Raw genomic sequence first — 24,977 nt, forward strand, 5'->3', positions numbered from 1 at the left:
GATCAAGTCGATAAAAATGCAATCGGTTACATACACGGTGGTAGTGTGTAATGCCTTGTTCACGTGGCGCAAAAGAGGTAGTTTGCGAAATCGATAGTGAAATTCAAGAAAATTCCGCAAGCAAATGGTATCGATTACACCACAAATGATCCCAGACACTATCTGCCAATCACTTTGCCGATAGTGTCTGAACTGCGCAACGCGCTCAACCACTCACTTAACGGGCTGAAGGCAAGCGGTGCTGCTGATAACGATACATGTCACCGTCCGCGATGAAGGTAAGCCGGTGAGTAATGCATTGGGGGGCATCTTCGGCATGATGGGAGACAAACAGCAACTGAGTATCTCCTTCGGCGATAAGCACATCTATCCAGCGTCGCACTAATTGACGGTTCAGCGGATCGAGTCCCTGCAGGGGTTCATCAAGTATCAGCAGTGCCGGATGCTTGACCAGCGCCCTGGCAATCAGCGCCAGTCGCTGCTGGCCCCAGGAAAGGCTGTGGAACGGGGCATCAGCGGCGCTGTCCAGCCCGAGCAGCAGCAGCCACTGTCGGGTCAGTTGCTGCTGTTTCTCAGAGACCGACTGGTAGACGCCGATGGAGTCGAAGAAACCGGACAGGATAACGCTGCGGGCGCTGGCGCTGACCCGGTAGTCAAGATGCAGGCTACTGCTGACATAGCCGATATGACGCTTGATGTCCCAAATGGTTTCGCCGCTGCCGCGCCGGCGGCCAAACAGCGTCAGGTCATTACTGTACCCCTGGGGATGATCGCCGGTAACCAGGCTGAGCAGAGTGGATTTGCCGGCGCCGTTGGGACCGACGATTTGCCAATGCTGGCCTGGCAACACTTCCCAGTCGAGATGATGCAGGATCGGCCGGTCCTGATAGGAAACCACGCCCTGGCGCAAGGTAATAAGCGGCTGGTCTCTGGACAGCGCAATGCGGTTTGCCGGATCTTCCACCGCCGGCAAGGTCAGGCCGGCAAGGTTTTCCGCATGGGCCAACTGGGCGACCAATGCCTGTGACAGCAATGCATCACGCGTACCGGTGCAGGTCAGGCTGCAATCGGCCAGAATACCGACATGGTCAATGGCGGTGGGAATATCCTCGAAACGATTAAGCACCAGTACCAGGCTCATCTCTGGGCCGGCAAGTCCGGTCAGCAGTGAACTCAATTGCGCGCGCGAGGCGACATCCAGGCCATCAAAAGGCTCGTCCAGAATCAGCAGGTCTGGCCTGGACATCAGCGCTTGGCACAGTAGGGCTTTGCGGGTTTCGCCGGTCGAAAGATACTTGAAGCGCCTGCCGAGCAACGCGCTGATGCCGAACTGTTCAGCCAACTGGCGGCACAATACAGCATCCTCCACATCCTGCCGGATAATCTGTTCGGTGGTACGGCCGGTATCGTCTTCACCTTCACTCAGCAAATCGGTATTGTTGCGCTGCCATTCCTCCGTCATCAGCTTTTGCAATTGCTCAAAGGAGAGTCGGGCGATGCGGGTGTAAGCGTTGTGATAGTGTCCTGAAAGCAGCCTCAGCTCGCCTGACAAGGCGCGGGCCAGTGCCGATTTACCGCTGCCGTTGGCACCGACAAAAGCCCAGCGCTGACCCGTTTCAATCTCTATTTGCTCAAGGGAAAGAGTGCGGGTGTCGCTGAGTCTGAATATACCTTGCGAAATATGCAACGATGTCATCAATCATTCCTTATAATGCAACTTCAACTTAGCATCGGTAATAATTTACTTGATGTCAATCAGCATTGACGCCTTCAGCACAGCGTGGCGATGATAACCTGGTCGGCGTTGAAATATGCTGTAACCGGCAGATTGACGCGAAGATTTTGCGTATCCGTGATGATTTTCGGCAGGGTAGCGCACAGCGTTTCGCCCCCCTCAAGGGTAATCAGCGCTTCATCGCTGTCTTCGCCGATCTCAAGTCCGGCTATCACACCGCTCAGGACATTATCAGCCTGGGGCGCGGGGGCGATGGCAGCCTGGACCGACACCCAGGGCGCCTTGATAAGCACCAGCACTTCCTTGCCGGTGACCAGCTGCAGGCGGTCTGCGCTTTGGCGAGTCAGTGCGGCGGTGATGCAGGTTCGGCTGTTGGCAATCTGCACTTTTACCTGCTGCTGTACCTGCTGCTGGCTTCGTGCAAGCAAGGTACCGAAAAATTGATTGCGGGCGCTGGTCTGCAGTGAAAAACGTGAAATCGCCGCCAGCAGGCTGTCCAAGGGCAGGTCGTCTTTTTGCAGCACATCGAAGGCTTTCTGCTGTATCTGTTCGAGTAAGTCATAAAGTTGCAGCAGGCGGTTAGCGTAATGGGTAAGGGTAGCGCCGCCGCCGCCTTTGCCACCGGTGACGCGTTCCACCAGCGGATGTTCACTGAGGGCGTTCATGCCATTGATCGCATCCCAGGCGCTTTTGTAACTGATGCCGGCAAGTTTTGCCCCTTGGCTGATAGAGCCGGTGTGGCCGACATGGCGCAGCAGGGCTATCCGCCTGGGATCGGCGAACAGTTGCTGTCTGAGTCTAAGGGTCAGTTGTATTTCAGCCTGCATGGTTCGGCTCTCGACTGGGGAAACACCAAATAGGACTATTCTACCCTTAGCGGCCATGGATGGCAGCCCCCATTGTCTTTTCGCCGGCCAATGACATAAAAAGCCTACAGCGTCTGGCTGCTAAACTGGTATAAAGAGCAGAGTTAACGCTTATATCCCTGTAGTAACCGCGTTTGAAGAGGTCTCAATGTTAGAATTACTGAAAAGTCTGGTGATGGTGGTGCTGCTGGTGCCAGTGGTCATGGTCGTTATCCTGGGCCTGATCTGGGCTTTTGGAACGTTTTTCAATGTTATTTCCAAATTTGGCCATCCGAAACAGCGCCGGCAGGACAAGTCCGCTGAAGCGAATCGCCTAAATTAACTGTCCCCCTGTCGTCATCCCTGACGGCAGGCCGGTTTTGATCTCCGGCTGCCTGCCCTGATATTTCCCGCTTTCCTTCAGCTGTTCACTTCCTCCAGCAACCGTCACTTTACATGATCCCCAGCGGCTAATACTCTGTTAGCGTCTGAATGACCTTTCGGTGACAAAGAGGATGTAATGGAACAACCGGTAAATGGAAAACGGCGACTGGCGGTGCTGTTCGGCGGACAGTCTACTGAGCATGAAGTCTCGCTGCGCTCGTCAATCAATGTTATCAAAGCCATTGATCGCCAGCGCTATGATTTGGCGTTAATAGGTGTGGATAAAGAGGGGCGCTGGTTGGTCTATGATGAGGCCGACTACCTGGTAAATGCCGACTCACCGGCAGATATCGCCCTTGCTCCCTCAACTCGCTATCTCTCGGTGGTGCCCGGGCACCATCACGTCCAGCTGATTGAAATCAGCACTGGCATGCCCTTGCCCAACATCGATGTCGCTTTTTCGGTCATGCATGGCGCCGCGGGGGAAGATGGCTCTATTCAGGGTCTGTTGCGGGTACTGAACGTGCCTTTTGTCGGCCCTGCAGTGATGGGCTCTGCGGTGTGCATGGATAAAGACATGACCAAGCGAGTGCTGCGCGATGCCGGATTACCGGTGACGCCTTCAGTGACGCTGCACCGGGGAGAACGCCAGCAGGTCGATTTCAACCAGATAACGGCCAGCCTGGGGCTGCCGTTATTTATCAAACCGGCATCGCAGGGATCTTCTGTTGGCGTCAGTAAAGTGGGTGACCTGCAAAGCTTTATGCAGGCGCTTGATCTGGCTTTCAGCTACGACCACAAGGTATTGGTGGAGACCGCCATCGTCGGTCGCGAAATAGAAACTGCGGTGCTGGGAAATGATCAGCCCGAGGTCAGCGTATGCGGTGAGATCCTGGCCAATGATGAATTTTATGCCTATGACACCAAATACTTGAAAGGCAGTCAGGCCGGGCTGGTTATTCCTGCCGCCCTGGACCCACAGGTGAGTGACCAGATTCGTCTTATTGCCCGTGAAGCCTATTTGGCGGCGGGCTGTGCGGTGATGTCGCGCGTTGATTTCTTTCTGACCAACGAGGGTCAGGTAATTATAAACGAAATTAATACCCTTCCAGGGTTTACCTCCATCAGCATGTACCCCAAGCTTTGGCAGGCCAGTGGGCTGGATTATCGCTCGTTGGTGGATAAGCTTATCGGACTGGCTTTGGCGCGTGCGACCGATGAGAGTGATATCAAGACCCGGCGTTAACCGCTTCCCGGGGATGCTGCGCCTGGGGATCGTCGGCGTAAATTCGGATGACAACGTGTGATTATCGTTATATTATTTTTTATACAACGAAAAACACGGGCAAAATCTAAATGAAGAAGTATCTCGTTGCCTGGTCAGTCGGGCTCTGCCTGACGGCCGGGCTGAACGTCCAGGCCGCCGCTGCAGCCGACAAGGTCACCGTATTCGCCGCCGCCTCACTGACCAATGCCCTTCAGGACATTGCCAAGCAGTATCAGCAAGACCACCAGGTGGAAATCGTTTCATCCTTTGCTTCCTCATCGACGCTGGCGCGCCAGATAGAGCAGGGGGCGCCGGCCAATCTCTTTATCTCCGCCGACCAGCAGTGGATGGACTATGTCCAGGATAAAAAGCACATCGTCGAGGAAACGCGCTATACCCTGCTGGGTAATAACCTGGTGCTGGTGGCGCCTAACAACAGCCAGCAGAACCACGTCGACATTAACCCACAGACCCCATGGACCTCACTGCTCCAGGGTCAGAAGCTGGCGGTGGGTGATCCTGACCATGTGCCCGCGGGTATTTACGCCAAAGAAGCGCTGGAACAGCTGGGCGCCTGGGACACTCTGTCGCCGGTGATGGCGCGGGCTAACAGCGTCCGTGCGGCGTTGGCGCTGGTCGAACGTCAAGAGGCGCCGCTGGGTATCGTCTACGGCTCCGATGTTGTGGCAACCCAGGGCGTCAAAGTTATCGGCACTTTCCCGACCGACAGCCATAAAACCATCGAGTATCCGATGGCGCTGGTAAAAGACAATAACAGTGCTGCAGCCCAGGCGTTTTACGATTATTTGAAAACCCCTGCGGCCGCCGGCGTTTTTAAACACTATGGTTTTACCACCCGTTAATGTTTTTGACCGACTATGAATGGCAGGCGGTGGTTCTCAGCCTGCGGGTTTCTCTGCTGGCGGTTGTCTGCAGTTTGCCGCTGGGAATTATGGTGGCCTGGATCCTGGTGCGTTGCCGCTTTCCCGGTAAGGCGCTGGTAGACGGCATTATCCATTTGCCGCTGGTGCTGCCGCCGGTGGTCATTGGCTATCTGTTGCTGATAGGCCTCGGTCGGCGTGGTGTTATCGGTTCATGGCTCTATGACCTGACCGGTTTCAGTTTCAGTTTCAGCTGGCGAGGCGCGGCGCTGGCTTCGGCAGTGGTCGCCTTTCCGCTGATGGTGCGCGCCATACGCCTGGCGCTAGAGGCGATCGATCTGCGGTTTGAGCAAGCGGCCAGGACGCTGGGGGCCGGTCCGTGGCGGGTGTTTTTTACCATTACGCTGCCGTTGGCCTTTCCGGGGATAGTGGTCGGCACCGTGCTGGCGTTTGCCCGTTCCCTGGGCGAATTCGGCGCCACCATAACCTTTGTATCCAATATCCCCGGCGAAACCCGCACTATTCCCCTCGCGATGTATACCCTGATTGAAACGCCGGGAGCAGAGTCGGCCGCGGCGCGCCTGTGCGTGCTGGCCATTATGCTTTCCCTGGCGTCGCTACTGGCGGCAGAATGGCTGGCCAACTGGGGCCGCCGAAGAATGGGGGGCTGATGCTGCAACTGGCTATCTGGCAACGTCTGGGTGATCTGCAGCTTGAGGTGCAGGCAGATATTCCGGTCAGCGGTATTACCGCCGTGTTCGGCGTTTCGGGTGCCGGCAAGACCTCGCTTATCAATGCCATCGGCGGCCTGACCCGTCCTCAGCGGGGGACGATTGCACTGAACGGCAGGCTATTGTTTGATGCCGATCGGCGCATCTGCCTGCCGCCGGAGAAACGGCGGGTGGGTTATGTCTTTCAGGATGCGCGGCTGTTTCCCCATTACCGGGTACGGGGCAATCTTCAGTACGGCATGGCGGCCTCAATGCGTCCTGAATTCGATGCCATTGTGACCCTTTTGGGGATCAGCCATTTGCTGAGCCGTGCGCCGGCGACGCTTTCAGGCGGTGAAAAACAACGGGTCGCTATCGGTCGAGCGCTACTCAGCGCGCCGGAAATCCTGTTAATGGATGAGCCGCTGGCGTCTCTCGATCTGCCGCGCAAACGAGAACTGATGCCTTACCTGGAGAAGCTGGCCGCGCAAGTGCGGATTCCGGTGCTGTATGTCAGCCATAGCCTGGAAGAAATTACCCAACTGGCGGAGCAGGTGCTGATCCTGGATAACGGTAAGGTCAAGGCCTTTGGCGCCCTTGAAGCAGTGTGGGCCAGCAGCGTGCTTCGCCCCTGGCTGGCACGGGAAGAACAAAGTACCGTGCTGCGGGTCAGCATCGCCGGGCAGCATCCTCGTTATGCCATGACCGCCCTGGCGTTGGGCAGCGAACGGTTATGGGTCAGCCGGGTGGATTTGCCCATCGGCATGCCGCTGCGCATTCGCATCGCCGCCAGTGATATCTCTCTGGTCACCGCCCCCCCGGCGCAGAGCAGTATCCGTAATATCCTGCCGGCAGTGGTCCGGGAATGGCTGGAGGTGAATAATCAGGTGGAAGTCAGGCTTGATATACAAGGCCATACACTGTGGGCCAGGATATCTCCGTGGGCCCTGGACGAGATGGGCTTGACGGATGGAATGAAGCTGTATGCCCAGATAAAGAGTGTGTCGATCACTACCTGAGCCTATTGAGGGCTAGACCGTCATCAGACCCGGGCATCATCGGGCCTTGACGTTATCACAGCTGAATAAACAGGCCGGCGGCGTCTGGCCGCTGCAGCTGGCGGCCAGAAATCGGACTGCCGCAACTGGCAGACAGGATCCGGCCGCTGTATTTGACGGTCAGAAATCGGACATCTGCAGCTGGCGGCCATAATCAGGCCCGACCGATCAGCCCAGGATCCGCTGGCGGATAACGTCGGCAATTACCGGCGATTCGTTATCGCCAATGACCAGATCCGCGCGGGCCTTGATAGCATCATCGCTGTTGCCCATCGCCACCCCAAGACCTGCTGCTTCTATCATGCTCAAGTCGTTGTAGTTATCACCAAAAGCGACCACCTGGGACATTGACAGTCCTTCCGACTCGACCCACTGCTGCAGCAGTTTGCCTTTGCTGTTGCCTGCCTGGGCGATATCGACCTGGTCATGCCAGGACCACTCGCATGCCAGCCCCAGATCCTGCTCAATGGTCTTGGCAAACGCTTGGAGCTTGGGAATATCTGGGTATGAGGTGGCGAATTTCCAGATGGCTTCGGCATCTGCCACCGCCTGAGCCAAGCTGTCTACCTGCAACAGATTGGGCCGCTGGGCCAGGGGCAGGGTGTCGGACCAAGCCAGGGAGCGGACGACATGATCGCTCGGTTTTTCATAAAGCATGGCATCATCCACATACACCAGGCCATGGATATTATAGTGCTGCAGGCGATCAAGCACGCTTTGAGCCTGGCCCTTTTCCAGCGGGTTGGCGGTGATGACGTTCTTATCCTGATAGTTGTACAGGTAGGTACCGTTACAGCAGATGGCGGGCGTATCGAGGTTTAACGCCTGATAAAAAGGGTGGATAGCGACATGGTGGCGTCCGGTGACCACGACCACGCGCACGCCGGCAGCCTGCGCTTCGGCCAGGGCCTTGAGGGATTCGGGCAGAATTTGCTTTTGCTTATTCAGTAAGGTTCCGTCCAGATCAAGGGCGATCACGCGATAAGTCATAGTTGTCCTAATAAGTTAATTATAAAACATGAAATAGTTGATATTACACCTTAGCGAGCAACACGAAAACCGCGAAAATTGTCATGGATAACCCGCATCATCAGTGACATGCTTAAAAGCCCGATTTATTTAGGGCATAATTAACCGCTCGCGTGCTCATCATCAGGAGAAACCATGAAGCAGATCGTCTATGTTGCCAGCCCGGAAAGCCAGCAGATACATGTGTGGCAAATGGATAACGAAGGAAGCTTGACCCTGCTGCAGGCGGTAGATACCCCGGGACAGGGACAGCCGATGACGATTAATCCGGCCAAGACCCATCTTTATATCGGTGTGCGCCCGGCATTCGGCGTGGTCAGCTACCATATCGATGAGCAGGGCATGCTGTCCGAGGCTGGCGTAGCGCCATTGCCCGGCAGCCCGACCCATATATCCACCGATCGCCTGGGACGTTTTCTGTTCAGCGCTTCGTACAGTTTCAGCTGTACCAGCGTCAGTCCGATTGACGAAAGCGGCATTGTCGGCGCGCCACTACAGAATGTGGAAGGCCTGACAAATTGCCATTCCGCCAATGCCGACCCGGCCAACCGACAGGTGTGGATCCCTTGCCTGAAAGAGGACCGCATCCGGCTGTATGACCTGGCCAATGACGGTCAACTGACCGCCGCATCCCCGGCCGCCGTCGCTACTGTGACCGGTGCCGGGCCGCGCCATTTGGTGTTCCATCCGCAAAAGCCTTTCGCCTTTGGCGTCAATGAGCTGGACAGCACGGTGAATGTCTATGCCATGGACGGCAGTGCCGGCGGCCCTCGCATCATTCAGACATTGGACATCATGCCGGCCGACTTCAGCGATACCCGCTGGGCGGCGGACATCCACATAACGCCGGATGGACGCTTCCTGTACGCCTGTGATCGCACCGCCAGCGTGATTGCCTGTTTTGCGGTCAGCGAAGATGGCAGCAGCCTGACGCTCTCGGGCCATCAGCCGACCGAAGCCCAGCCACGCGGCTTTGACATCGACGGCAGCGGTCGCTTCCTGGTGGCGGCAGGGCAAAAGTCCCACCATATCGAAGTCTATCGGATTGGTGTCGAACGGGGCTCGCTGAGCCCGCTGGCGCGCTATGCGGTAGGGCAGGGCCCGATGTGGGTAAGCATTCTGCAACGCTAAAGAGCGGTGAGCGCTGACAGGAGCGATAGCAGAGGGGGGCCGCTGTCGCTTATTAAGCGTTACCCAGCCTGCATCCGGCCATGATGGCCGAGGGTGGCAGCGACAGCTCAGAGGGTGACAGCGGCAGCAGAAAGGAAAGGATCACTGCCGCTAAACCGATCAGCTATAGCTTACTTCGAGCGTTGCCTTGCCCAGGGAATGAAAATGGAGGTTAAAGCCAACTATGGCGCCGCTGGCGTTTTCATCCACGGCTATCGACTCGACGTCCAGCGCATGGACGGTAAACTGATATCGATGGCTCTCGCCCTGCGGCGGCGCTGCACCGCCATAACCGGCTGAGCCAAAATCGGTGCGACCCTGCACCGCACCGGCGGGCAGGGACGCCTTGCCCGAACCGGCGCCCTGGGGCAGGGAGCGGGTGCCTGCCGGCAGGTTGGCGACCGTCCAATGCCACCAGCCTGAACCGGTGGGCGCATCAGGATCAAAAACCGTTATCACGAAACTTTTGGTGCCGGCCGGCACATGGTCCCATGCAAGGTGGGGCGACAGGTTTTCACCGTTGTAACCCATGCCATTGAATACATGGCGTTCAGGCAGCTTGCCGCCCGGTGTCAGATCATTACTGGTCAAGGTAAATGTCATTGCCTTCTCCTCTGCTGCAAATATTCAGGCGTTGTCTTCGCCGACGCGGATAACCAGCTTACCGAAGTTTTTGCCTTGCAGCATATCGATAAATGCCTGGGGTGCGCTTTCCAGTTCATCAACAATATCTTCGCGCATAATGACTTTACCCGCACTGGCCCAGGGACCGACCTCATCGACGAACTCCTGATAGCGGTCACCGTAATCCTGGAAAATGATGAAACCCTGCATACGGATACGCTTGCGCAGCAGCAGCGCCTGCAGGAAGGGCAGACGATCTTTACCGTCCGGCAGATCCCGGCTGTTATAGTTGGCTATCACGCCACAAAGCGGAATACGCGCTTTAGTATTAAGCAGCGGGATAACGGCATCGAAAACTGCGCCGCCAACGCTTTCGAAATAGATGTCTATGCCATCGGGGCAGGCATCGGCCAGTTGCCTGGCGAAATCGTCGGCACGACGATCGACACAAGCGTCAAAGCCCAGTGTGTCGACCGCATAGCGGCATTTTTCTGCGCCGCTGGCAACGCCCACCGCCCGGCAGCCCTTCAATTTCGCTACCTGGCCGACGACTGAACCGACTGCGCCGGTAGCCGCGCCAACCACCACCGTTTCGCCGGCCTGAGGCTGGCCGATATCCTTAAGGCCCATATAACCGGTAAAGCCAGGCATACCCAGTACGCCCAGCGCCCAGGACGGATGCTGCAGGCTGTCGCCCGCCAGCTTCTCCAGACCCTCGCCATGTGAAACACTGTAATCCTGCCAGCCGGCATAACTGAGCACCCAGTCGCCTGGCCGGTAATCCTTATTATTGCTGCTTACCACTCTTGAGACAGTGCCCGCGGTCATCACGCCATCAATCGGTACCGGATCGGCATACGACGGCGCATCGCTCATCCGACCCCGCATGTAGGGATCCAGTGACATATACACGGTGCGGAGCAGCAACTCACCCGGACCGGGGGCAGGAATGTCAGCGGTTTCAAGACGGAAGTTTTCGGCGGTGGGCGCGCCATCGGGGCGGGAGGCCAGTACGACTTTACGGTTAACTTTATCGTTCTGATTCATGATGATGATACTCCTCAGTGTAGCTCAGGTAGCTCTAAGCATAGACGGCCCCGAAGGCAGCTGCTTACCTATGCGTGCCTGGGCGTCCCTTGCCCGCGAGATTGGCCTGCCTGCCATTGTCCAGCCTGGCGCTTCCTACTGGGTCGATTGGATGCACAGCACTGCCAGCGGTTTAGCGGGTATGGACATCGGCAGCCAGCATCAGCCTTGCATAAAGTGGTGCGGGTGGTCCAGCGCATCACTCATGGCGTTAATCAGTTTTGACAGTTGATCCGCCTGGATTATATAAGGCGGCATCAGATATATCAGCCGGCCGAACGGGCGGATCCAGACGCCTTGAGCGACAAAAAATCGCTGCAGCGCCGCCATATTGACTGCTTGACGGGTTTCAATCACGCCAATGGCGCCCAGCACTCGTACATCCGATACCCGAGGGTGAAGTCTGAGATGCTGCAGGCCCTGGCGCAGCTGTCTTTCGATAGCCGCCACCTGTCCAGGCCAGTTGCCTTGCTCCAGCAGCGACAGGCTGGCATTGGCGGCGGCGCAGGCCAACGGGTTGCCCATAAAGGTCGGGCCGTGCATAAAACAGCCCGCCTCGCCGTTGCTGATAGTGTCAGCCACCGGGCGAGTGGTCATTGTGGCTGAAAGGGTCATGTAGCCCCCGGTCAATGCTTTGCCCAGACACATGATGTCAGGTGTAATATCGGCATGCTCGCAGGCGAACAGTTTGCCGGTGCGGCCAAAGCCGGTGGCTATTTCATCGGCTATCAGCAACAGACCGGCCTGGTCGCATAATTCACGCACTCGCTGCAGATAACGGCGATGGTAAAATCGCATGCCGCCGGCACCCTGCACTATAGGCTCCAGGATCACCGCTGCCAGCGTATCGCCATCGGCCAGAATCGCCTTCTCCAGGGCGTCGACATCCCGCTCATCCCAGTCACCGTCGAAAGCGCACTGCGGGCTGTCGATGAAGCGATGGGCCGGCAGGTAGCCCTGATACAGGCTGTGCATCGAATTATCTGGATCGCATACCGACATCGCGCCGAAGGTATCGCCGTGATAACCGTGACGCAGGCTGAGCAATTGCCGGCGTGGCTCGCCCCGCGCCTGCCAATACTGCAACGCCATCTTTATCGCCACTTCCACCGCCACCGATCCGGAGTCAGCGAGAAACACGCACTCCAGCGGCAGCGGCGTCATCGCCACCAAACGTCGGCACAGGCTGACCGCCTGGGGATGGGTAATACCGCCGAACATCACATGAGACATCTGCGCTAGTTGCTCGGCTACCGCCTGATTGATGTGCGGATGGTTGTAGCCATGGATCGCTGCCCACCAGGAGGACATGCCATCCACTAATCGGCAACCCTCTGCCAACTCCAGTTCGCAGCCGCTGGCGGATATCACCGGATAACAGGGCAGCGGCCGGGTCATTGACGTATAGGGGTGCCAGATATGACGGCGGTCAAAGTCAAGATCAGTGGGCTGCATTATAATTCCTGTAAACTAAAATTAACAATATTTGGTTGACAGTATAGCGACCTGAATTAAACTGGCGACATATTTTCGCACAAACACTATGGGTTTTCATAACGATGCATACCTCTCCCCCCTGGACGCTGGCCAGCGCCCGTACCCTGTTTGATAAGCCTTTTATGGACCTGATGTTCGACGCTCAGCAAGTGCACAGACAACATTTTGATCCCAGCCAGGTACAGGTCAGTACCCTGCTGTCGATCAAAACCGGTGCCTGTCCCGAAGACTGCAAATATTGCCCGCAGAGCGCGCGCTACCATACCGGTCTTGAAACCGAGCGGCTGATGCAGGTTGAGCAGGTCCTGAGCTCAGCCCAGCAAGCCAAGGCGGCCGGCTCTACCCGATTCTGCATGGGTGCTGCCTGGAAAAACCCCCATGAGCGGGATATGCCCTACCTGGAACGGATGGTTCAGGGCGTAAAAGCGCTGGGCATGGAAACCTGCATGACCCTGGGCATGCTCAGCACTGTTCAGGCTGAACGGCTGGCGCGCGCCGGTCTGGATTTTTATAACCATAACCTGGACACCTCGCCGGAATTTTACGGCAGTATTGTCACCACCCGAAGCTACCAGGATCGTCTGGATACCTTAAGCAAAGTGCGCGAGGCCGGCATTAAAGTCTGTTCAGGCGGAATTGTCGGTCTGGGAGAAAGCCTGAATGACCGTGCCGGACTGCTGGTACAACTGGCCAATCTGCCTGAGCCGCCGGAAAGCGTTCCGATCAATATGCTGGTCAAGGTCAAAGGAACGCCGCTGGCCGACAATGAAGATGTGGACCCGTTTGATTTTATCCGCACCATCGCGGTGGCGCGAATCATGATGCCGCGATCTTATGTGCGCCTGTCGGCCGGACGTGAGCAAATGAATGAACAGACCCAGGCGATGTGCTTTATGGCCGGGGCCAATTCGATATTCTATGGCTGTAAATTACTGACCACCCCGAATCCGCAGGAAGACTCGGATATGCAGCTGTTCCGTAAGCTTGGCCTGAATACTGAGCCGGTGGCGACTGAACAGGGCGATGAAGGCCAGCAGTGGGAACTGGCCGGCCAACTGATCAATGCCGATACCCCTCAATATTATAATGCCGCACGCTGATGGACTGGACTTCACGGCTGCAATCAGCGCTGGATGAGCGACAGCAGGCAGGCGCCTATCGCCGCCGGTTGCCCCTGCAGGGGGGCAATGATCGGCTTATCACGCTAAACCATCGCCGCTACCTCAATTTTTCCGCCAATGATTATCTTGGCCTGGCCCGACACCCAGACATCATCGCCGCCTGGCAACAGGGGGCCGAACGCTATGGCATCGGCTCGGGCGGATCCGGCCATGTCACCGGCTACAGTAGCGTACATCAGGCATTTGAAGCCCGCCTTGCCGACTGGCTCGGTTATCCGCGGGCCTTACTGTTTACCTCGGGCTATGCCGCTAATCAGGCGGTGATCGCCGCCCTGACCGGCGGCCAGGATCAGATCCTGGCGGACAAGCTGAGCCATGCTTCATTGCTCGAAGCTGCCCTGCAGTCGCCTGCTCAATTGCGGCGGTTCGCCCATAATGATCCCGCTGCGCTGCAGCGTTTGACCGCCACCTGCTGCCAGGGGCTGCGCCTGGCGATAACCGAAGGGGTTTTCAGCATGGACGGTGACAGCGCCCCTCTTAATGAGCTACAGCGGGTGATAAGGCCGGCGGGCGGCTGGCTGATGGTTGATGACGCCCACGGTTTTGGCTGCGTGGGTGAACAGGGCAGAGGCAGTGCCTGGCAGCAGCGCTGCCGGCCGGACCTACTGGTGGTCACCTTCGGCAAAGCCGCCGGGGTCAGTGGGGCAGCGGTAGTGTGTGATGAGACCACGGCTGAGTATTTGACCCAGTTTGCCCGGCACCTGATTTACAGCACCGCGCTGCCGCCGGCCCAGGTCTGCGCCCTGGACGCGGCGCTGACCGAAATCAGTCATGGTGACGCCAGGCGTCAGCGGCTGGCGGCCAATATTCAGCGTTTTCGGCAAGGCGCTGTCGGCATCGGCTATCGGCTGGCGGTATCTGAAAGCGCGATACAACCTCTGCTGGTCGGTGGTAATCAGCAGGCCATGGATTTGAGCGCCCGCTTGCGTGAGCGGGGCTGCTGGGTAACGGCGATTCGCCCGCCAACCGTTCCGCCGGGCAGTGCCCGACTGCGCATTACCCTTACCGCCACTCATCGGGACGAAGATATCGACGGTTTACTGGAGGCGTTGGATGCGTGCAGTCACCCAGCATAAACGCGGCATAGCACGCAGCTTTGACCGCGCTGCGGCGCACTATGATTCCCATGCCGCTTTCCAGCGCCACTGTGGCGAACGGCTCATGCAGTTAGCGGGTCCCCAGCAGAATAAAACCATACTGGATGCCGGTTGCGGCACCGGTTGGTTCAGTCGGCAATGGCAGCAGCGCGGCAATCGGCTCATTGGCCTGGATCTGTCGGCCGATATGCTGGCGGTGGCACGCCGACATGGCGATAGCCAAATGCTGTATGTCAATGGCGATATGGAGCATTTGCCGTTGTCCAGCGGATCGGTGGACATGGTGTTTTCCAACCTGGCAGTCCAGTGGTGTGACGATTTACCGGCGGTGCTGGCGGAATTTTTTCGAGTGGTCCGGCCTGGCGGACTGATTGCGCTGTCAACGTTGTCCAGCGGTTCACTACTTGAACTTGATCTGGCCTGGAGCCGGGTAGATGACGCCGTTCATCGTAACACTTTTCTTTCATCAGCATGCCTGGCCGATATTTTTGCTGCTTATCGGCATCAGCTGCACCATCAACGGCAACGGCTGCATTACCCTTGCCTGCGCAGTCTGTTAATGGGACTGAAGGGAGTCGGGGCCGGCTATCTGCGCGCCGGTCGTTCCGCTGGACTGGGAGGTAAAGCAGCGCTAACCGCCCTGGAAGCAGCCTGGCCCCGGGATCAACAGGGACTGCTGCTCAGTTATCATCTAACCTATGGCATTATTTATCGTGACTGATCGCTATTTTATCACCGGTACCGACACTGACGCGGGTAAAACGGTTGCCACCTGCGCCTTGCTGCAAAGCGCAAGAAGGCAAGGGGGGATGACCGTGGGCTATAAACCGGTAGCCTCGGGCTGTATCGCAACCCCGCAGGGATGGCGCAACAGCGATGCGCTGGCCCTGGCCGCCAACAGCAGTCTGACGCTGCCTTATGACCAGATCAATCCACTGGCGTTTGGCGAGCCGACATCACCGCATATCGCCAGCCGTGATGAAAACCGCCCCATCCACGCCAGCATGCTTTCCGCTGGGCTGCGCCGGCTGGAATCAAAGGCAGATTGGGTGTTTGTCGAAGGAGCCGGCGGCTGGTTTACGCCGTTGAGCGACAGTCTGAGCTTTGCCCAATGGGTCACCCAGGAGCAGTTGCCGGTGATACTGGTGGTTGGACTGAAGCTTGGCTGTATCAATCATGCGTTGCTTACCGCCCTGGCGGTAAAACAGGCGGGACTGCCGCTGGCCGGCTGGATTGCCAATAATTTGTCTGAAAAGGTTCATCGGCCGACTGAGTACCTGGACACCTTGCGCCAACGGCTGGAAGCGCCGCTACTGGGCGTTATTCCCTGGTTACAAGATCCCGGTAATGACACCCTGGCTGAGTATCTGGATGTGTCGCTACTGAAATGAAAATAAGAATGGCGGAATAAAAGGGGCGTTACTACCGCGCTAGACGCCCGCTGGATCTGACTGTTGTGAAAAGGCCGGTGTGGTGAATAACGATTTCATGGGCGGTTACTTATAATGGGTTGGGGCGTACTACCCCGCAAGATAGGTCTGGATCAAATTGTCATCAAGTTGATCAAGCGATCCTTGGGCGACATTACGTCCGGCCTCCAGCAGGCAGAATCTGTCTCCGCTTTTCGGTACCAGCGACAACTGCTGTTCTACCAACAGCAGCGTCAGGCCGAAATCATGCTGCATCTGGCGAATATTACGGCTCAGTTCCTGTACTGCGCCGGGTTGAAAGCCGCTTAGCGGTTCATCCAGAATAAGCAGTTCGGGTTTTAGCACCAGGGCGCGGGCAATGGCCAGCTGCTGCTGCTGACTTTCGGTAAGGTTACCGGCTCGCTCCTGACGCATGCTGTACATCTGCGGAAACAATTCGTAGACCATTGGCGGCACCTGATGGGTTTTATTGCGGCCGGCCATTAACGCCACGCGTAGGTTTTCATCGACGCTCAGTTGTGAAAATATCTGCCGCCCCTTGGGCACATAGCCGATGCCTAATGCTGCCCGTCGCTCTACCGGGTGCGACAGCAGGTTCTCCTGCAGTCCTCCGTCCAACTGCCATGTCATGGAGCCGCTGGTTACCGGAACATGGCCCATAATGCAGTTGATAAGGGTGGTTTTACCGACGCCGTTGCGACCCAGCAGGCAGGTGCATTCCCCGCGCGGCAGCGTCAAGCTGATATCGCGCAATGTATGCTTTGGCCCGTAAAACTGATTTACCGATTGCAAACGCAACATATTGAGTTCTTCCCCCATTTTGGCGTGTTTTTCAAAAAAATAACGGATAATGGTGCAGGTGATTTACCCGGAGACAAGATAAAGCAACTATCAGGCCAACCCTTTCCCTCCCGCTGCTTATGGCGGCTTGCACTGCCGACCCCGGCTACTCATAGCATAATCATGATTGGATTAATCCCTACGACAAAACATACTGCCAAACATTGCACTTTGCCGGTGCCCATCGCCAATATGATGGTGCAAGGTCATTTTCAAGCACTGCGAAAGTGCAATTCGCTTTGAGACCTGCGTATAGCCGCTATCGACAGGCCGCCTTCTTTAGTCCTTTAATGAATAACAACGCGGTAGCAATCGGCAAAAAATAGCTAAAAAAGATCCTTTTCGTCATCGGATCTTCATAAAAGGGCCGTTTGGCAAACTCAAGCGGGCAGCGGGGCGGTAAGACTTATCCACTATTCCTGTGGATAACCATGTGCATTAGGTTTAGAAAAACCTGCCGAAACGAGAGCGGACGCGGGTTGCTGGCGAGTTGTCTGTATTCTCCACGCTTTTTTTATTCAATGAAAAAACAAACCTTTAGTTAAAATCAAGCGAATTTAATGGCCGGCGATATTCGATGTTTATAATTTTCCCTAAAGTTTTCAAGTCAAGGAGTTTTCGGCGCTTGATGCTACAAAATATCTTGACCAGACAGAATTGTGCGCAGTGGCATTATGTCCGTTATTTTCCATTATGTAGGAGTGTCATCAAGCCCATTGCTGCGTATGTTAATACTGTGGTTGTATCCAGTGACGGTTAGCTGGTAAAATAACCACGTTGATCCATAATTAAGGGTCGCATCCCGCCACACTTTCTTCTCCAGCAGGTAGCCTGTTACATGAGCAAAGAATTCAAACTGCATTCGGACTTCAAACCCTCAGGGGACCAGCCGGAAGCCATTCGCCTCCTTGAAGAGGGGTTGAATGACGGCCTGGCGCACCAGACTTTGCTGGGCGTGACCGGTTCCGGTAAAACCTTCACCGTGGCCAACGTGATTGCCGATCTGAATCGGCCGACCATGGTGCTGGCCCCCAATAAAACGCTGGCGGCACAGTTATATGGCGAGATGAAGGCTTTTTTTCCTGACAACGCGGTTGAGTATTTTGTCTCTTATTACGATTATTATCAGCCGGAAGCCTATGTGCCCAGCTCCGACACGTTTATTGAAAAGGACGCATCGGTAAATGAACATATCGAGCAAATGCGTCTGTCGGCAACCAAAGCGTTGCTTGAACGACGCGACGTTATCGTGGTGGCGTCGGTCTCGGCGATTTACGGCCTGGGCGATCCTGATGCCTACCTGAAGATGATGCTGCATCTGACCCGCGGCATGATTGTCGACCAGCGCTCAATCGTCCACCGTCTGTCGGAACTGCAATATACCCGCAATGATCAGGCGTTCCAGCGCGGCACTTTCCGGGTTCGTGGCGAGGTCATCGACATTTTCCCGGCGGAGTCCGATGAAGTGGCTTTACGCGTAGAGCTGTTTGACCAGGAAGTCGAGCGACTGTCGCTGTTTGATCCGCTTACCGGCCAGGTGGAGCAAGTGATCCCGCGCTATACCATCTATCCTAAAACCCATTACGTTACGCCGCGGGAACGCCTGCTGCAGGCCATGGAAGACATCAAGGTCGAATTAGCCGACCGCCGCAAGAACCTGCTGGAAAACAACAAACTGGTGGAGGAGCAGCGCCTGTCCCAGCGTACCCAGTTCGATCTGGAAATGATGAATGAACTGGGCTATTGCTCGGGCATAGAAAACTACTCACGCTATCTGTCCGGGCGCGGACCGGGTGAAGCACCGCCGACGTTGTTCGACTATCTGCCGGCTGACGGTCTGCTGGTGGTCGATGAATCCCATGTCACTATTCCGCAGATCGGCGGCATGTACAAAGGCGACCGCGCACGTAAGGAAACGCTGGTGGAATATGGATTCCGTTTGCCGTCGGCACTGGATAACCGGCCAATGAAATTCGAAGAATTTGCCGCGCTGGCGCCGCAGACCATTTATGTTTCCGCGACTCCCGGTAAATACGAGCTTGAAATGTCCGGCGGTGAGGTTATTGACCAACTGGTGCGGCCGACCGGGTTGCTTGATCCCTTAATCGAGGTTCGCCCGGTCACGACACAGGTGGATGATTTGCTGTCTGAAATCCGCAAGCGGGTGCTTATCAACGAGCGGGTGCTGGTGACCACGCTGACTAAACGCATGGCGGAAGATCTGACCGAATATCTGGAAGAGCATGGCGAGCGGGTACGTTACCTCCATTCAGATATCGAGACGGTAGAGCGGGTCGAGATTATCCGCGATCTCCGGTTGGGTGAATTCGACGTGCTGGTCGGCATAAACCTGCTGCGTGAGGGACTGGATATGCCTGAGGTCTCACTGGTGGCTATCCTTGATGCCGACAAGGAAGGTTTCCTGCGTTCAGAGCGCTCGCTTATCCAGACTATCGGCCGGGCGGCACGTAATCTTAACGGCAAGGCCATTCTGTACGGCGATAAAATCACCCCCTCCATGGCGCGCGCCATTGATGAAACGGAGCGCCGTCGTATCAAACAGCAGGCTTATAACGAAGAGCATGGCATCACGCCGCAAGCGCTGAACAAGCAGATTGCCGACATTATGGAAATGGGGCAAACCCCGGCCCATGCCAAGCAGAAAAAGCGCAAGGCGATGGAGGCGGCTGCCCAATATGGCAATTTGACGCCAAAACTGGTTGAACAGAAGATCCGCGAGCTGGAGGCAAAAATGCAGCAGCATGCGCAAAACCTGGAATTTGAGGAGGCGGCGCGGATGCGTGATGAAATCCATGCGATGCGTGAGCATTTCATCCTGGTTTCCTGACCGCTGGCGGCGACAATCCCTGTCGCCGCCAGATTGCTCAGCCCAGTGACTGCAAGGCACTGTCCAGCGCTTTCCTCAATCGCTGACGGTCATGGTGGTGTGCTTCGCCGTCAGCGCTGAGCGGCTGCTGGATGACTATCCGCCCTTCGGCACCCGCGGTATCGCAGTTGGGCGCTACCACTACCGCATCAATGACCCCGCTGCGGCCAATATACTGTTCCATCATCTGCAGTTTCTGAGACAGGCTCATATTGGCAGCCGCCACGCTCAATTCACGTCCCAGGTTATCAATATAGACCATCGGTGCTTTGGTGCGTCGTAAGGCCTGGGTCAATTCGCCCAGCAGCAGCAGCGGCATCAAACTGGTCAGGAAGCTGCCGGGGCCGATAAGAATCAGGTCGGCGTCATTTAGCGCCTGTATCGCTTCGCGGGTAGCTGCTACCCGTGGAGACAGCTGGAGGTGTCGTGGTACTTCAGTCAGGGTATCAATATTCACTTCGCCATAAACGGTTGTCCCTGCCTGGGTTAATGCCTGCAGATCCACCGCCTGTTCAGACATGGGAATCAGCAGCGCATTGACTTTCAGCAGATCGCGAACAAGATTAATCGCCTCCAGCGGTCTGACGCTGAGATTATCCAGCGCCTTGAGCATCAGATTGCCGAGGTTATGGCCGGCCAGTTCGCCCTGACCGGCGAACCGATATTCGAACATCGCCGCCGCGATACCGGGCTCGGTAATCAGCTGATTAAGACAGTTGCGGGTATCGCCCCAGGCGATACCGCCTTCTGACTGGCGAATACGCCCAGATGAACCGCCGTTATCGGTGGTGGTGACGATCCCGGTAAGTCGGGATCCGAGCGCTGAAAGCGAAGACATGACTCGGCCAAGCCCGTGTCCGCCCCCAAGTGCTACCACCTGGTCTAAATCCGCTAACGTACGATTTCGCATAATTTTCCTTATTAACCCGCCGTGGGCTGAGAATCAGCCATAAAATAGCGGATTTGCGGCGAAAAGCGAAACGATGATAGGTGTTTGACGGCGCATTTTCATCAGGGTTTAAGCGGGGGCATAATGAACATCGTTACGCTATATAACTGTTTATATAGCGTTAATTTTCCGAGCAAAAATGGCAGTAAGGATTTATTGGGAGTAGAATGATCTGACAAAACCAGGGTTTCAACCGGTCGTTAATGGGCCTGGTTAAAATCGAACTCCTAGCCTTTACGCCTAAGTGGTTCATTGTTGAACGATATGGCGCACTGGCCGTGGCGATTGCCACCAGGGTGCAGGGTAGAAATGCCGGCATCTCCCGTATTTGGAAAGGTGTTAACGGTGCCACAACTTATCGATGCGTTTGCGCGCAAATTTTACTATTTGCGGCTGTCCATCACGGACGTCTGCAATTTCCGCTGTACCTATTGCCTGCCCGATGGCTATCGTCCTAATGGGGTAAGCAATAAAAGTTTCCTGTCGCTGGATGAAATTCGCCGAGTGACCCATGCTTTCGCCGATCTGGGTACCGAGAAGGTCCGCTTGACCGGCGGAGAGCCCTCCCTGCGTCGCGACTTTTGCGATGTCATCGCCACGGTAAAAAGCCATTCAGCAATCAAAACGCTGGCGGTGACCACTAACGGTTATCGGCTGGCTCGCGATGTGGCCGCCTGGCGCGCAGCCGGCCTTACCGGCCTCAATGTGAGCGTCGACAGCCTGGATGCACGTCAGTTTCATGCGATAACCGGTCAGGACAAGTTCCGTGAAGTCATGGCGGGAATCGATGCAGCCTTTGACGCGGGTTTCAGCAAGGTCAAAGTCAACACGGTGCTGATGCGTAATGTCAACGATATCCATTTGAACACGTTTCTTGAATGGATCAAAACCCGGCCAATACAGCTGCGTTTCATCGAATTAATGGAAACCGGCGATGGATCGCAGCTGTTCCAGAATCGCCACGTTTCCGGCGAGACCATTCGCCGAAAATTGATCGATATGGGCTGGACGCTGCAGGCTCGTGGGCGCAGCGACGGTCCGGCGCTGGTTTTCCACCATCAGGATTACCTGGGGGAAATCGGACTTATCATGCCGTACGCCAAAGATTTCTGTGCCAGCTGTAACCGGCTGCGCGTTTCGGCAATCGGCAATCTGCACCTCTGCCTGTTTGGCGAGGATGGCATCCCACTGCGTGATTTGCTGGCTGAAGATCATCAACTGGACGCGCTGAAGACGCGTATTTCCGGCGGCCTGCAGTTGAAGAAAAAAACGCATTTTCTCCATCAGGGAGAAACGGGCATCACCCGCAATCTGTCGTATATCGGCGGTTGATGCCGGTTAAGGAAATCACTATGTCCCAACTTACTCATCTCAATGCCAGCGGCGAAGCCCATATGGTGGACGTGTCCGCCAAAGCGGAAACCGTTCGTGAAGCACGCGCAGAAGCCTACGTGCTGATGCTGCCTGCCACCCTTGCCATGATAGTCGACGGCAGTCATCACAAAGGCGATGTGTTCGCAACCGCCCGCATTGCCGGCATCCAGGCGGCGAAAAAAACCTGGGAGCTTATTCCCCTCTGCCATCCGCTGATGCTGAGCAAGGTAGAAGTGCATCTCGAAGCGCAGCCTGACGCCAGTCGGGTGAGGATCGAAACGCTGTGCCGGCTGACCGGTAAAACCGGTGTGGAAATGGAAGCGCTGACCGCAGCCTCGATCGCCGCGTTGACGATTTACGACATGTGCAAGGCGGTGCAGAAGGACATGGTTATCGGTCCGGTCAGGCTACTGGCAAAAACCGGCGGTAAATCCGGTGAATTCAAGGCGGAAAAATCATGATTACAGTCTTATTTTTTGCCCAGGTGCGTGAGCTGACCGGCCTTGACCGCCTGGAGCTGGAGGCCGCAGATTTTTCAACCGTCGAGCAACTGCGGGCATCGCTGTGCCAACGCGGCGAAAAGTGGGCGCTGGCGCTGGCGTCCGGCAATCTCTTGGCCGCAGTCAATCAGTCGCTGGTCGAGCAGGACCATCCGCTGACCAACGGCGATGAGATCGCTTTTTTCCCGCCGGTGACCGGCGGATGAGTGCCAACGACAACACCCGCATCCGGGTAGCACACCATGATTTCAGCCTGGGCGCTGAACACGACTGGCTCTCGGCCAGCGCGGACGACGGCGCGGTAGTGACGTTCACCGGCAAAGTACGCAACCACAACCTGGACGATGAAGTCAGCGTGCTGACCCTCGAACATTATCCGGGCATGACCGAGCAAGCTCTGGCCGATATTGCCAGTGAAGCCCGCGGTCGCTGGCCGGTGCGGCGTATCAGCATTTGGCACCGCATCGGTGAACTGCATGCCGGCGAACAGATTGTGTTTGTCGGCGTCAGCGGAGCTCATCGCGGTGCGGCTTTCAGCGCAGCCGAATTCATCATGGATATCCTGAAGACCCGGGCGCCATTCTGGAAACGCGAGTCCACGCCCCAGGGAAACCGCTGGGTCGATGCCAGAGTCAGCGACAAGCAGGCGGCCGAGCGCTGGCATCACCGGCCGGACCCGCTGGACTGACCGGCACAGACAGCCGCATTCTCTGAATCGCCATCGCGTATTTCACCGCAGGGTTCCCTCATGCCGCCGGGATTTATGGTATGCTTTTGATTGGCAGGCCACTCACTGAGGCCTTAATCATTTATCTTCTCTAGGCAACGTAGAAAGGTGACATCCATGGACAGATTCCCTCGCTCGCAGGGTTCAATTGTTGAACGCGCCAATACCGCCATACAGCCGTTCATGGCGCAGGTTTATGGCTGGATGACCTGCGGATTGTTACTGACGGCTTTTGTCGCCTGGTTCGCGGCGCGCACCCCGGCGGTACTGGAGTTGGTATTCTCCAGCCAGATCACTTTCTTCGGGCTTATCATTGCCCAACTGGCCCTGGTGTTTGTTATTTCAGGCATGGTCAACCGTCTCAGCGGCGCGGTGGCCACGGCACTGTTCATGCTGTATTCCGCCTTGACCGGCCTCACCTTGTCGAGCATCTTCATTCTTTATACCTCCTCGTCGATAGCCGCGACATTCGTGGTGGCCGGAGGGATGTTCGGCGCCATGAGCGTCTGGGGTTATACCACCAAGCGCGATTTGAGCAGCATGGGTAACCTGCTGTTTATGGGGCTTATCGGCATTGTGCTGGCCTCGGTGGTCAACATCTGGCTCAAGAGCACGGCGCTGATGTGGGCGGTGACCTATATCGGCGTGGTGGTGTTTGTCGGCCTGACGGCTTACGACACCCAGAAGCTGAAAAACCTCGGCGCTGGCCTGTCGGTTGATGACAAAGAGCAGTTCCGTAAATATTCAATAGTCGGAGCACTCAGCCTCTATCTGGACTTTATCAACCTGTTCATGATGCTGCTGCGTATATTCGGCAACCGTCGCTGACATTGGAGCATCAATGAGCGTTATAGAACTCAGGCAACTGGTCAAGAGCTTCGGTGATAACCGGGTTCTCAATGGCGTAAATCTCAGCGTCGAAGGTGGTGAAGTGCTGGCTATCGTTGGGCCCAGTGGCTCAGGAAAAACCACTTTGCTGCGCAGTATCAATCTGCTGGAAGAGCCCGATAGTGGTTCCATCAAGGTCGGAAACATCCAGATTGATGCCAACCGGCCGCTCGGCGATCAGAAACGCCAGGTCAGGGAACTGCGCCAGCAGGTGGGCTTTGTGTTCCAGAACTTCAATTTATTCCCGCATCGGTCGGTGCTGGAAAATATCATTGAAGGCCCGATTATCGTCAAGGGGGAGCCCCGGGCCGAAGCGGTTGAACGGGCGCGTGCCCTGCTGGCCAAGGTCGGGTTGAGCGGCAAGGAAGATGCGTATCCCAAACGGCTTTCCGGCGGCCAGCAGCAGCGGGTCGCCATTGCACGGGCCCTGGCCATGCGGCCGGAGGTGATTCTTTTTGATGAACCGACCTCGGCGCTGGACCCTGAACTGGTGGGCGAAGTGCTCAGTACTATCCGCGCCCTGGCCGAAGAACGGCGCACCATGATCATCGTCACCCATGAAATGAGCTTCGCCCGCGACGTGGCTGACCGGGCGATCTTCATGGATGACGGCAATATCGTCGAGCAGGGGCAGGCGAAATCGCTTTTTGCCCAGCCCGAGCATGAGCGCACGCGTCTTTTTCTTAATAAATTCCTTAACGGGTAATGGTGACTGGCCAAATTACCCATGATTGTCCCGCCCCGGTGCGGGACGATCATGGACCAGAAGCGGCAGATTGAGTTATTTACCCGATTCTCATCCCCTTTGGTCAGTTAAT

25 protein-coding genes and 1 riboswitch are annotated in these 24,977 nt (G+C 56.4%); of the genes, 17 read left to right on the forward strand and 8 right to left on the reverse strand.

Annotated features, from left to right (window positions below; all coding sequences use genetic code 11):
• Positions 1-217: 217 nt before the first annotated feature.
• Together modF and modE are read right to left on the reverse strand one after the other, a co-directional pair.
• The gene (gene modF, locus EDC52_RS07960) at positions 218-1,696 is read right to left on the reverse strand and encodes a molybdate ABC transporter ATP-binding protein ModF (protein ID WP_131864804.1); all 1,479 of its coding nucleotides are present in this window, start codon (positions 1,694-1,696) and stop codon (positions 218-220) included.
• Positions 1,697-1,770: 74 nt separating this feature from the next.
• Positions 1,771-2,562: a molybdenum-dependent transcriptional regulator gene (gene modE / locus EDC52_RS07965; RefSeq protein ID WP_131864805.1), complete on the reverse strand. Its 792-nt coding sequence runs from the start codon at positions 2,560-2,562 to the stop codon at positions 1,771-1,773.
• Positions 2,563-2,749: 187 nt separating this feature from the next.
• On the opposite strand from modE, the gene EDC52_RS07970 reads away from it, so the two are divergent.
• From EDC52_RS07970 to modC, 5 genes are all read left to right on the forward strand, one after another.
• On the forward strand, positions 2,750-2,923 hold the full coding sequence (locus tag EDC52_RS07970; RefSeq protein WP_131864806.1) for an AcrZ family multidrug efflux pump-associated protein: 174 nt from the start codon (positions 2,750-2,752) through the stop codon (positions 2,921-2,923).
• A 177-nt stretch (positions 2,924-3,100) separates the two neighbouring features.
• On the forward strand, positions 3,101-4,210 hold the full coding sequence (gene ddlA, locus EDC52_RS07975; protein WP_131864807.1) for a D-alanine--D-alanine ligase: 1,110 nt from the start codon (positions 3,101-3,103) through the stop codon (positions 4,208-4,210).
• Between the two features lie 110 nt (positions 4,211-4,320).
• Positions 4,321-5,094, forward strand: a complete 774-nt coding sequence (modA, locus tag EDC52_RS07980) for a molybdate ABC transporter substrate-binding protein (RefSeq protein WP_131864808.1) — start codon at positions 4,321-4,323, stop codon at positions 5,092-5,094.
• Entirely contained in the window at positions 5,094-5,783 is a 690-nt protein-coding gene (modB, locus tag EDC52_RS07985) for a molybdate ABC transporter permease subunit (RefSeq protein WP_131864809.1), read from the forward strand. The genes modA and modB overlap by 1 nt, the downstream gene beginning before the upstream one ends.
• Positions 5,783-6,841: a molybdenum ABC transporter ATP-binding protein ModC gene (modC, locus tag EDC52_RS07990; RefSeq protein ID WP_131865139.1), complete on the forward strand. Its 1,059-nt coding sequence runs from the start codon at positions 5,783-5,785 to the stop codon at positions 6,839-6,841. The genes modB and modC overlap by 1 nt, the downstream gene beginning before the upstream one ends.
• A gap of 207 nt (positions 6,842-7,048) precedes the next feature.
• Here the strand turns inward: modC and EDC52_RS07995 are convergent, their stop codons facing one another.
• Entirely contained in the window at positions 7,049-7,870 is an 822-nt protein-coding gene (locus tag EDC52_RS07995) for a pyridoxal phosphatase (RefSeq protein WP_131864810.1), read from the reverse strand.
• Positions 7,871-8,044: 174 nt separating this feature from the next.
• On the opposite strand from EDC52_RS07995, the gene pgl reads away from it, so the two are divergent.
• Positions 8,045-9,040, forward strand: a complete 996-nt coding sequence (pgl, locus tag EDC52_RS08000; RefSeq protein ID WP_131864811.1) for a 6-phosphogluconolactonase — start codon at positions 8,045-8,047, stop codon at positions 9,038-9,040.
• Between the two features lie 159 nt (positions 9,041-9,199).
• On the opposite strand, the gene EDC52_RS08005 is transcribed toward pgl, so the two are convergent.
• The 3 genes from EDC52_RS08005 to bioA form a co-directional block, all read right to left on the reverse strand.
• Complete coding sequence (locus EDC52_RS08005; RefSeq protein ID WP_131864812.1) at positions 9,200-9,682, reverse strand: kinase inhibitor; 483 nt, start codon at positions 9,680-9,682, stop codon at positions 9,200-9,202.
• A 24-nt stretch (positions 9,683-9,706) separates the two neighbouring features.
• Complete coding sequence (locus EDC52_RS08010; protein WP_131864813.1) at positions 9,707-10,750, reverse strand: NADP-dependent oxidoreductase; 1,044 nt, start codon at positions 10,748-10,750, stop codon at positions 9,707-9,709.
• 201 nt (positions 10,751-10,951) lie between these two features.
• Positions 10,952-12,244, reverse strand: a complete 1,293-nt coding sequence (bioA, locus tag EDC52_RS08015) for an adenosylmethionine--8-amino-7-oxononanoate transaminase (RefSeq protein ID WP_131864814.1) — start codon at positions 12,242-12,244, stop codon at positions 10,952-10,954.
• 104 nt (positions 12,245-12,348) lie between these two features.
• On the opposite strand from bioA, the gene bioB reads away from it, so the two are divergent.
• The 4 genes from bioB to bioD are packed head-to-tail and all read left to right on the forward strand — an operon-like array spanning position 12,349 to position 15,955.
• Complete coding sequence (gene bioB / locus EDC52_RS08020) at positions 12,349-13,386, forward strand: biotin synthase BioB (RefSeq protein WP_131864815.1); 1,038 nt, start codon at positions 12,349-12,351, stop codon at positions 13,384-13,386.
• Positions 13,386-14,543: an 8-amino-7-oxononanoate synthase gene (bioF, locus tag EDC52_RS08025; RefSeq protein WP_131864816.1), complete on the forward strand. Its 1,158-nt coding sequence runs from the start codon at positions 13,386-13,388 to the stop codon at positions 14,541-14,543. Before bioB ends, bioF begins: the two co-directional genes overlap by 1 nt.
• Complete coding sequence (gene bioC, locus EDC52_RS08030) at positions 14,521-15,285, forward strand: malonyl-ACP O-methyltransferase BioC (RefSeq protein ID WP_131864817.1); 765 nt, start codon at positions 14,521-14,523, stop codon at positions 15,283-15,285. The genes bioF and bioC overlap by 23 nt, the downstream gene beginning before the upstream one ends.
• Entirely contained in the window at positions 15,278-15,955 is a 678-nt protein-coding gene (gene bioD, locus EDC52_RS08035; RefSeq protein ID WP_131864818.1) for a dethiobiotin synthase, read from the forward strand. The genes bioC and bioD overlap by 8 nt, the downstream gene beginning before the upstream one ends.
• Before the next feature lie 129 nt (positions 15,956-16,084).
• Here the strand turns inward: bioD and EDC52_RS08040 are convergent, their stop codons facing one another.
• Positions 16,085-16,795: an ABC transporter ATP-binding protein gene (locus tag EDC52_RS08040; RefSeq protein ID WP_131864819.1), complete on the reverse strand. Its 711-nt coding sequence runs from the start codon at positions 16,793-16,795 to the stop codon at positions 16,085-16,087.
• 877 nt (positions 16,796-17,672) lie between these two features.
• On the opposite strand from EDC52_RS08040, the gene uvrB reads away from it, so the two are divergent.
• The gene (gene uvrB, locus EDC52_RS08045) at positions 17,673-19,682 is read left to right on the forward strand and encodes an excinuclease ABC subunit UvrB (RefSeq protein WP_131864820.1); all 2,010 of its coding nucleotides are present in this window, start codon (positions 17,673-17,675) and stop codon (positions 19,680-19,682) included.
• Positions 19,683-19,719: 37 nt separating this feature from the next.
• Here uvrB and EDC52_RS08050 read toward each other — a convergent pair whose 3' ends face one another.
• Entirely contained in the window at positions 19,720-20,631 is a 912-nt protein-coding gene (locus tag EDC52_RS08050; RefSeq protein WP_131864821.1) for a gluconeogenesis factor YvcK family protein, read from the reverse strand.
• Between the two features lie 251 nt (positions 20,632-20,882).
• Positions 20,883-21,025: riboswitch (molybdenum cofactor riboswitch) on the forward strand.
• Between EDC52_RS08050 and moaA the strand changes: the two genes are divergently transcribed.
• The 6 genes from moaA (at position 21,016) to tcyN (ending at position 24,865) form a co-directional block, all read left to right on the forward strand.
• Positions 21,016-22,002 (forward strand): GTP 3',8-cyclase MoaA, encoded by a 987-nt coding sequence (gene moaA / locus EDC52_RS08055; RefSeq protein ID WP_131864822.1) that lies wholly within the window; start codon positions 21,016-21,018, stop codon positions 22,000-22,002. It overlaps the preceding riboswitch by 10 nt.
• 20 nt (positions 22,003-22,022) lie before the next feature.
• Positions 22,023-22,505 carry a cyclic pyranopterin monophosphate synthase MoaC gene (gene moaC, locus EDC52_RS08060; RefSeq protein WP_131864823.1) on the forward strand — a complete coding sequence of 161 codons (483 nt, stop codon included), beginning with the start codon at positions 22,023-22,025 and terminating at the stop codon, positions 22,503-22,505.
• The gene (gene moaD, locus EDC52_RS08065; RefSeq protein ID WP_131864824.1) at positions 22,502-22,750 is read left to right on the forward strand and encodes a molybdopterin synthase sulfur carrier subunit; all 249 of its coding nucleotides are present in this window, start codon (positions 22,502-22,504) and stop codon (positions 22,748-22,750) included. The genes moaC and moaD overlap by 4 nt, the downstream gene beginning before the upstream one ends.
• Complete coding sequence (moaE, locus tag EDC52_RS08070; RefSeq protein ID WP_131864825.1) at positions 22,747-23,232, forward strand: molybdopterin synthase catalytic subunit MoaE; 486 nt, start codon at positions 22,747-22,749, stop codon at positions 23,230-23,232. The genes moaD and moaE overlap by 4 nt, the downstream gene beginning before the upstream one ends.
• A 156-nt stretch (positions 23,233-23,388) precedes the next feature.
• A complete protein-coding gene (locus tag EDC52_RS08075; protein WP_131864826.1) occupies positions 23,389-24,099 on the forward strand; it encodes a Bax inhibitor-1/YccA family protein in 711 nt (236 codons plus the stop codon).
• 13 nt (positions 24,100-24,112) lie between these two features.
• The gene (tcyN, locus tag EDC52_RS08080; RefSeq protein WP_131864827.1) at positions 24,113-24,865 is read left to right on the forward strand and encodes an L-cystine ABC transporter ATP-binding protein TcyN; all 753 of its coding nucleotides are present in this window, start codon (positions 24,113-24,115) and stop codon (positions 24,863-24,865) included.
• Positions 24,866-24,977 lie beyond the last annotated feature (112 nt).

Source organism: Biostraticola tofi, from assembly GCF_004343195.1.
Taxonomy (GTDB): domain Bacteria; phylum Pseudomonadota; class Gammaproteobacteria; order Enterobacterales; family Enterobacteriaceae; genus Biostraticola; species Biostraticola tofi.

What these genes read in the sequence shown, in the direction of transcription:
- modF (WP_131864804.1), bottom strand. Translation starts at nt 1,696, where the DNA reads ATGACATCGTTGCATATTTCGCAAGGTATATTCAGACTCAGCGACACC.
- modE (WP_131864805.1), bottom strand. Translation starts at nt 2,562, where the DNA reads ATGCAGGCTGAAATACAACTGACCCTTAGACTCAGACAGCAACTGTTC.
- EDC52_RS07970 (WP_131864806.1), top strand. Translation starts at nt 2,750, where the DNA reads ATGTTAGAATTACTGAAAAGTCTGGTGATGGTGGTGCTGCTGGTGCCA.
- ddlA (WP_131864807.1), top strand. Translation starts at nt 3,101, where the DNA reads ATGGAACAACCGGTAAATGGAAAACGGCGACTGGCGGTGCTGTTCGGC.
- modA (WP_131864808.1), top strand. Translation starts at nt 4,321, where the DNA reads ATGAAGAAGTATCTCGTTGCCTGGTCAGTCGGGCTCTGCCTGACGGCC.
- modB (WP_131864809.1), top strand. Translation starts at nt 5,094, where the DNA reads ATGTTTTTGACCGACTATGAATGGCAGGCGGTGGTTCTCAGCCTGCGG.
- modC (WP_131865139.1), top strand. Translation starts at nt 5,783, where the DNA reads ATGCTGCAACTGGCTATCTGGCAACGTCTGGGTGATCTGCAGCTTGAG.
- EDC52_RS07995 (WP_131864810.1), bottom strand. Translation starts at nt 7,870, where the DNA reads ATGACTTATCGCGTGATCGCCCTTGATCTGGACGGAACCTTACTGAAT.
- pgl (WP_131864811.1), top strand. Translation starts at nt 8,045, where the DNA reads ATGAAGCAGATCGTCTATGTTGCCAGCCCGGAAAGCCAGCAGATACAT.
- EDC52_RS08005 (WP_131864812.1), bottom strand. Translation starts at nt 9,682, where the DNA reads ATGACATTTACCTTGACCAGTAATGATCTGACACCGGGCGGCAAGCTG.
- EDC52_RS08010 (WP_131864813.1), bottom strand. Translation starts at nt 10,750, where the DNA reads ATGAATCAGAACGATAAAGTTAACCGTAAAGTCGTACTGGCCTCCCGC.
- bioA (WP_131864814.1), bottom strand. Translation starts at nt 12,244, where the DNA reads ATGCAGCCCACTGATCTTGACTTTGACCGCCGTCATATCTGGCACCCC.
- bioB (WP_131864815.1), top strand. Translation starts at nt 12,349, where the DNA reads ATGCATACCTCTCCCCCCTGGACGCTGGCCAGCGCCCGTACCCTGTTT.
- bioF (WP_131864816.1), top strand. Translation starts at nt 13,386, where the DNA reads ATGGACTGGACTTCACGGCTGCAATCAGCGCTGGATGAGCGACAGCAG.
- bioC (WP_131864817.1), top strand. Translation starts at nt 14,521, where the DNA reads ATGCGTGCAGTCACCCAGCATAAACGCGGCATAGCACGCAGCTTTGAC.
- EDC52_RS08040 (WP_131864819.1), bottom strand. Translation starts at nt 16,795, where the DNA reads ATGTTGCGTTTGCAATCGGTAAATCAGTTTTACGGGCCAAAGCATACA.
- uvrB (WP_131864820.1), top strand. Translation starts at nt 17,673, where the DNA reads ATGAGCAAAGAATTCAAACTGCATTCGGACTTCAAACCCTCAGGGGAC.
- EDC52_RS08050 (WP_131864821.1), bottom strand. Translation starts at nt 20,631, where the DNA reads ATGCGAAATCGTACGTTAGCGGATTTAGACCAGGTGGTAGCACTTGGG.
- moaC (WP_131864823.1), top strand. Translation starts at nt 22,023, where the DNA reads ATGTCCCAACTTACTCATCTCAATGCCAGCGGCGAAGCCCATATGGTG.
- moaD (WP_131864824.1), top strand. Translation starts at nt 22,502, where the DNA reads ATGATTACAGTCTTATTTTTTGCCCAGGTGCGTGAGCTGACCGGCCTT.
- moaE (WP_131864825.1), top strand. Translation starts at nt 22,747, where the DNA reads ATGAGTGCCAACGACAACACCCGCATCCGGGTAGCACACCATGATTTC.
- EDC52_RS08075 (WP_131864826.1), top strand. Translation starts at nt 23,389, where the DNA reads ATGGACAGATTCCCTCGCTCGCAGGGTTCAATTGTTGAACGCGCCAAT.
- tcyN (WP_131864827.1), top strand. Translation starts at nt 24,113, where the DNA reads ATGAGCGTTATAGAACTCAGGCAACTGGTCAAGAGCTTCGGTGATAAC.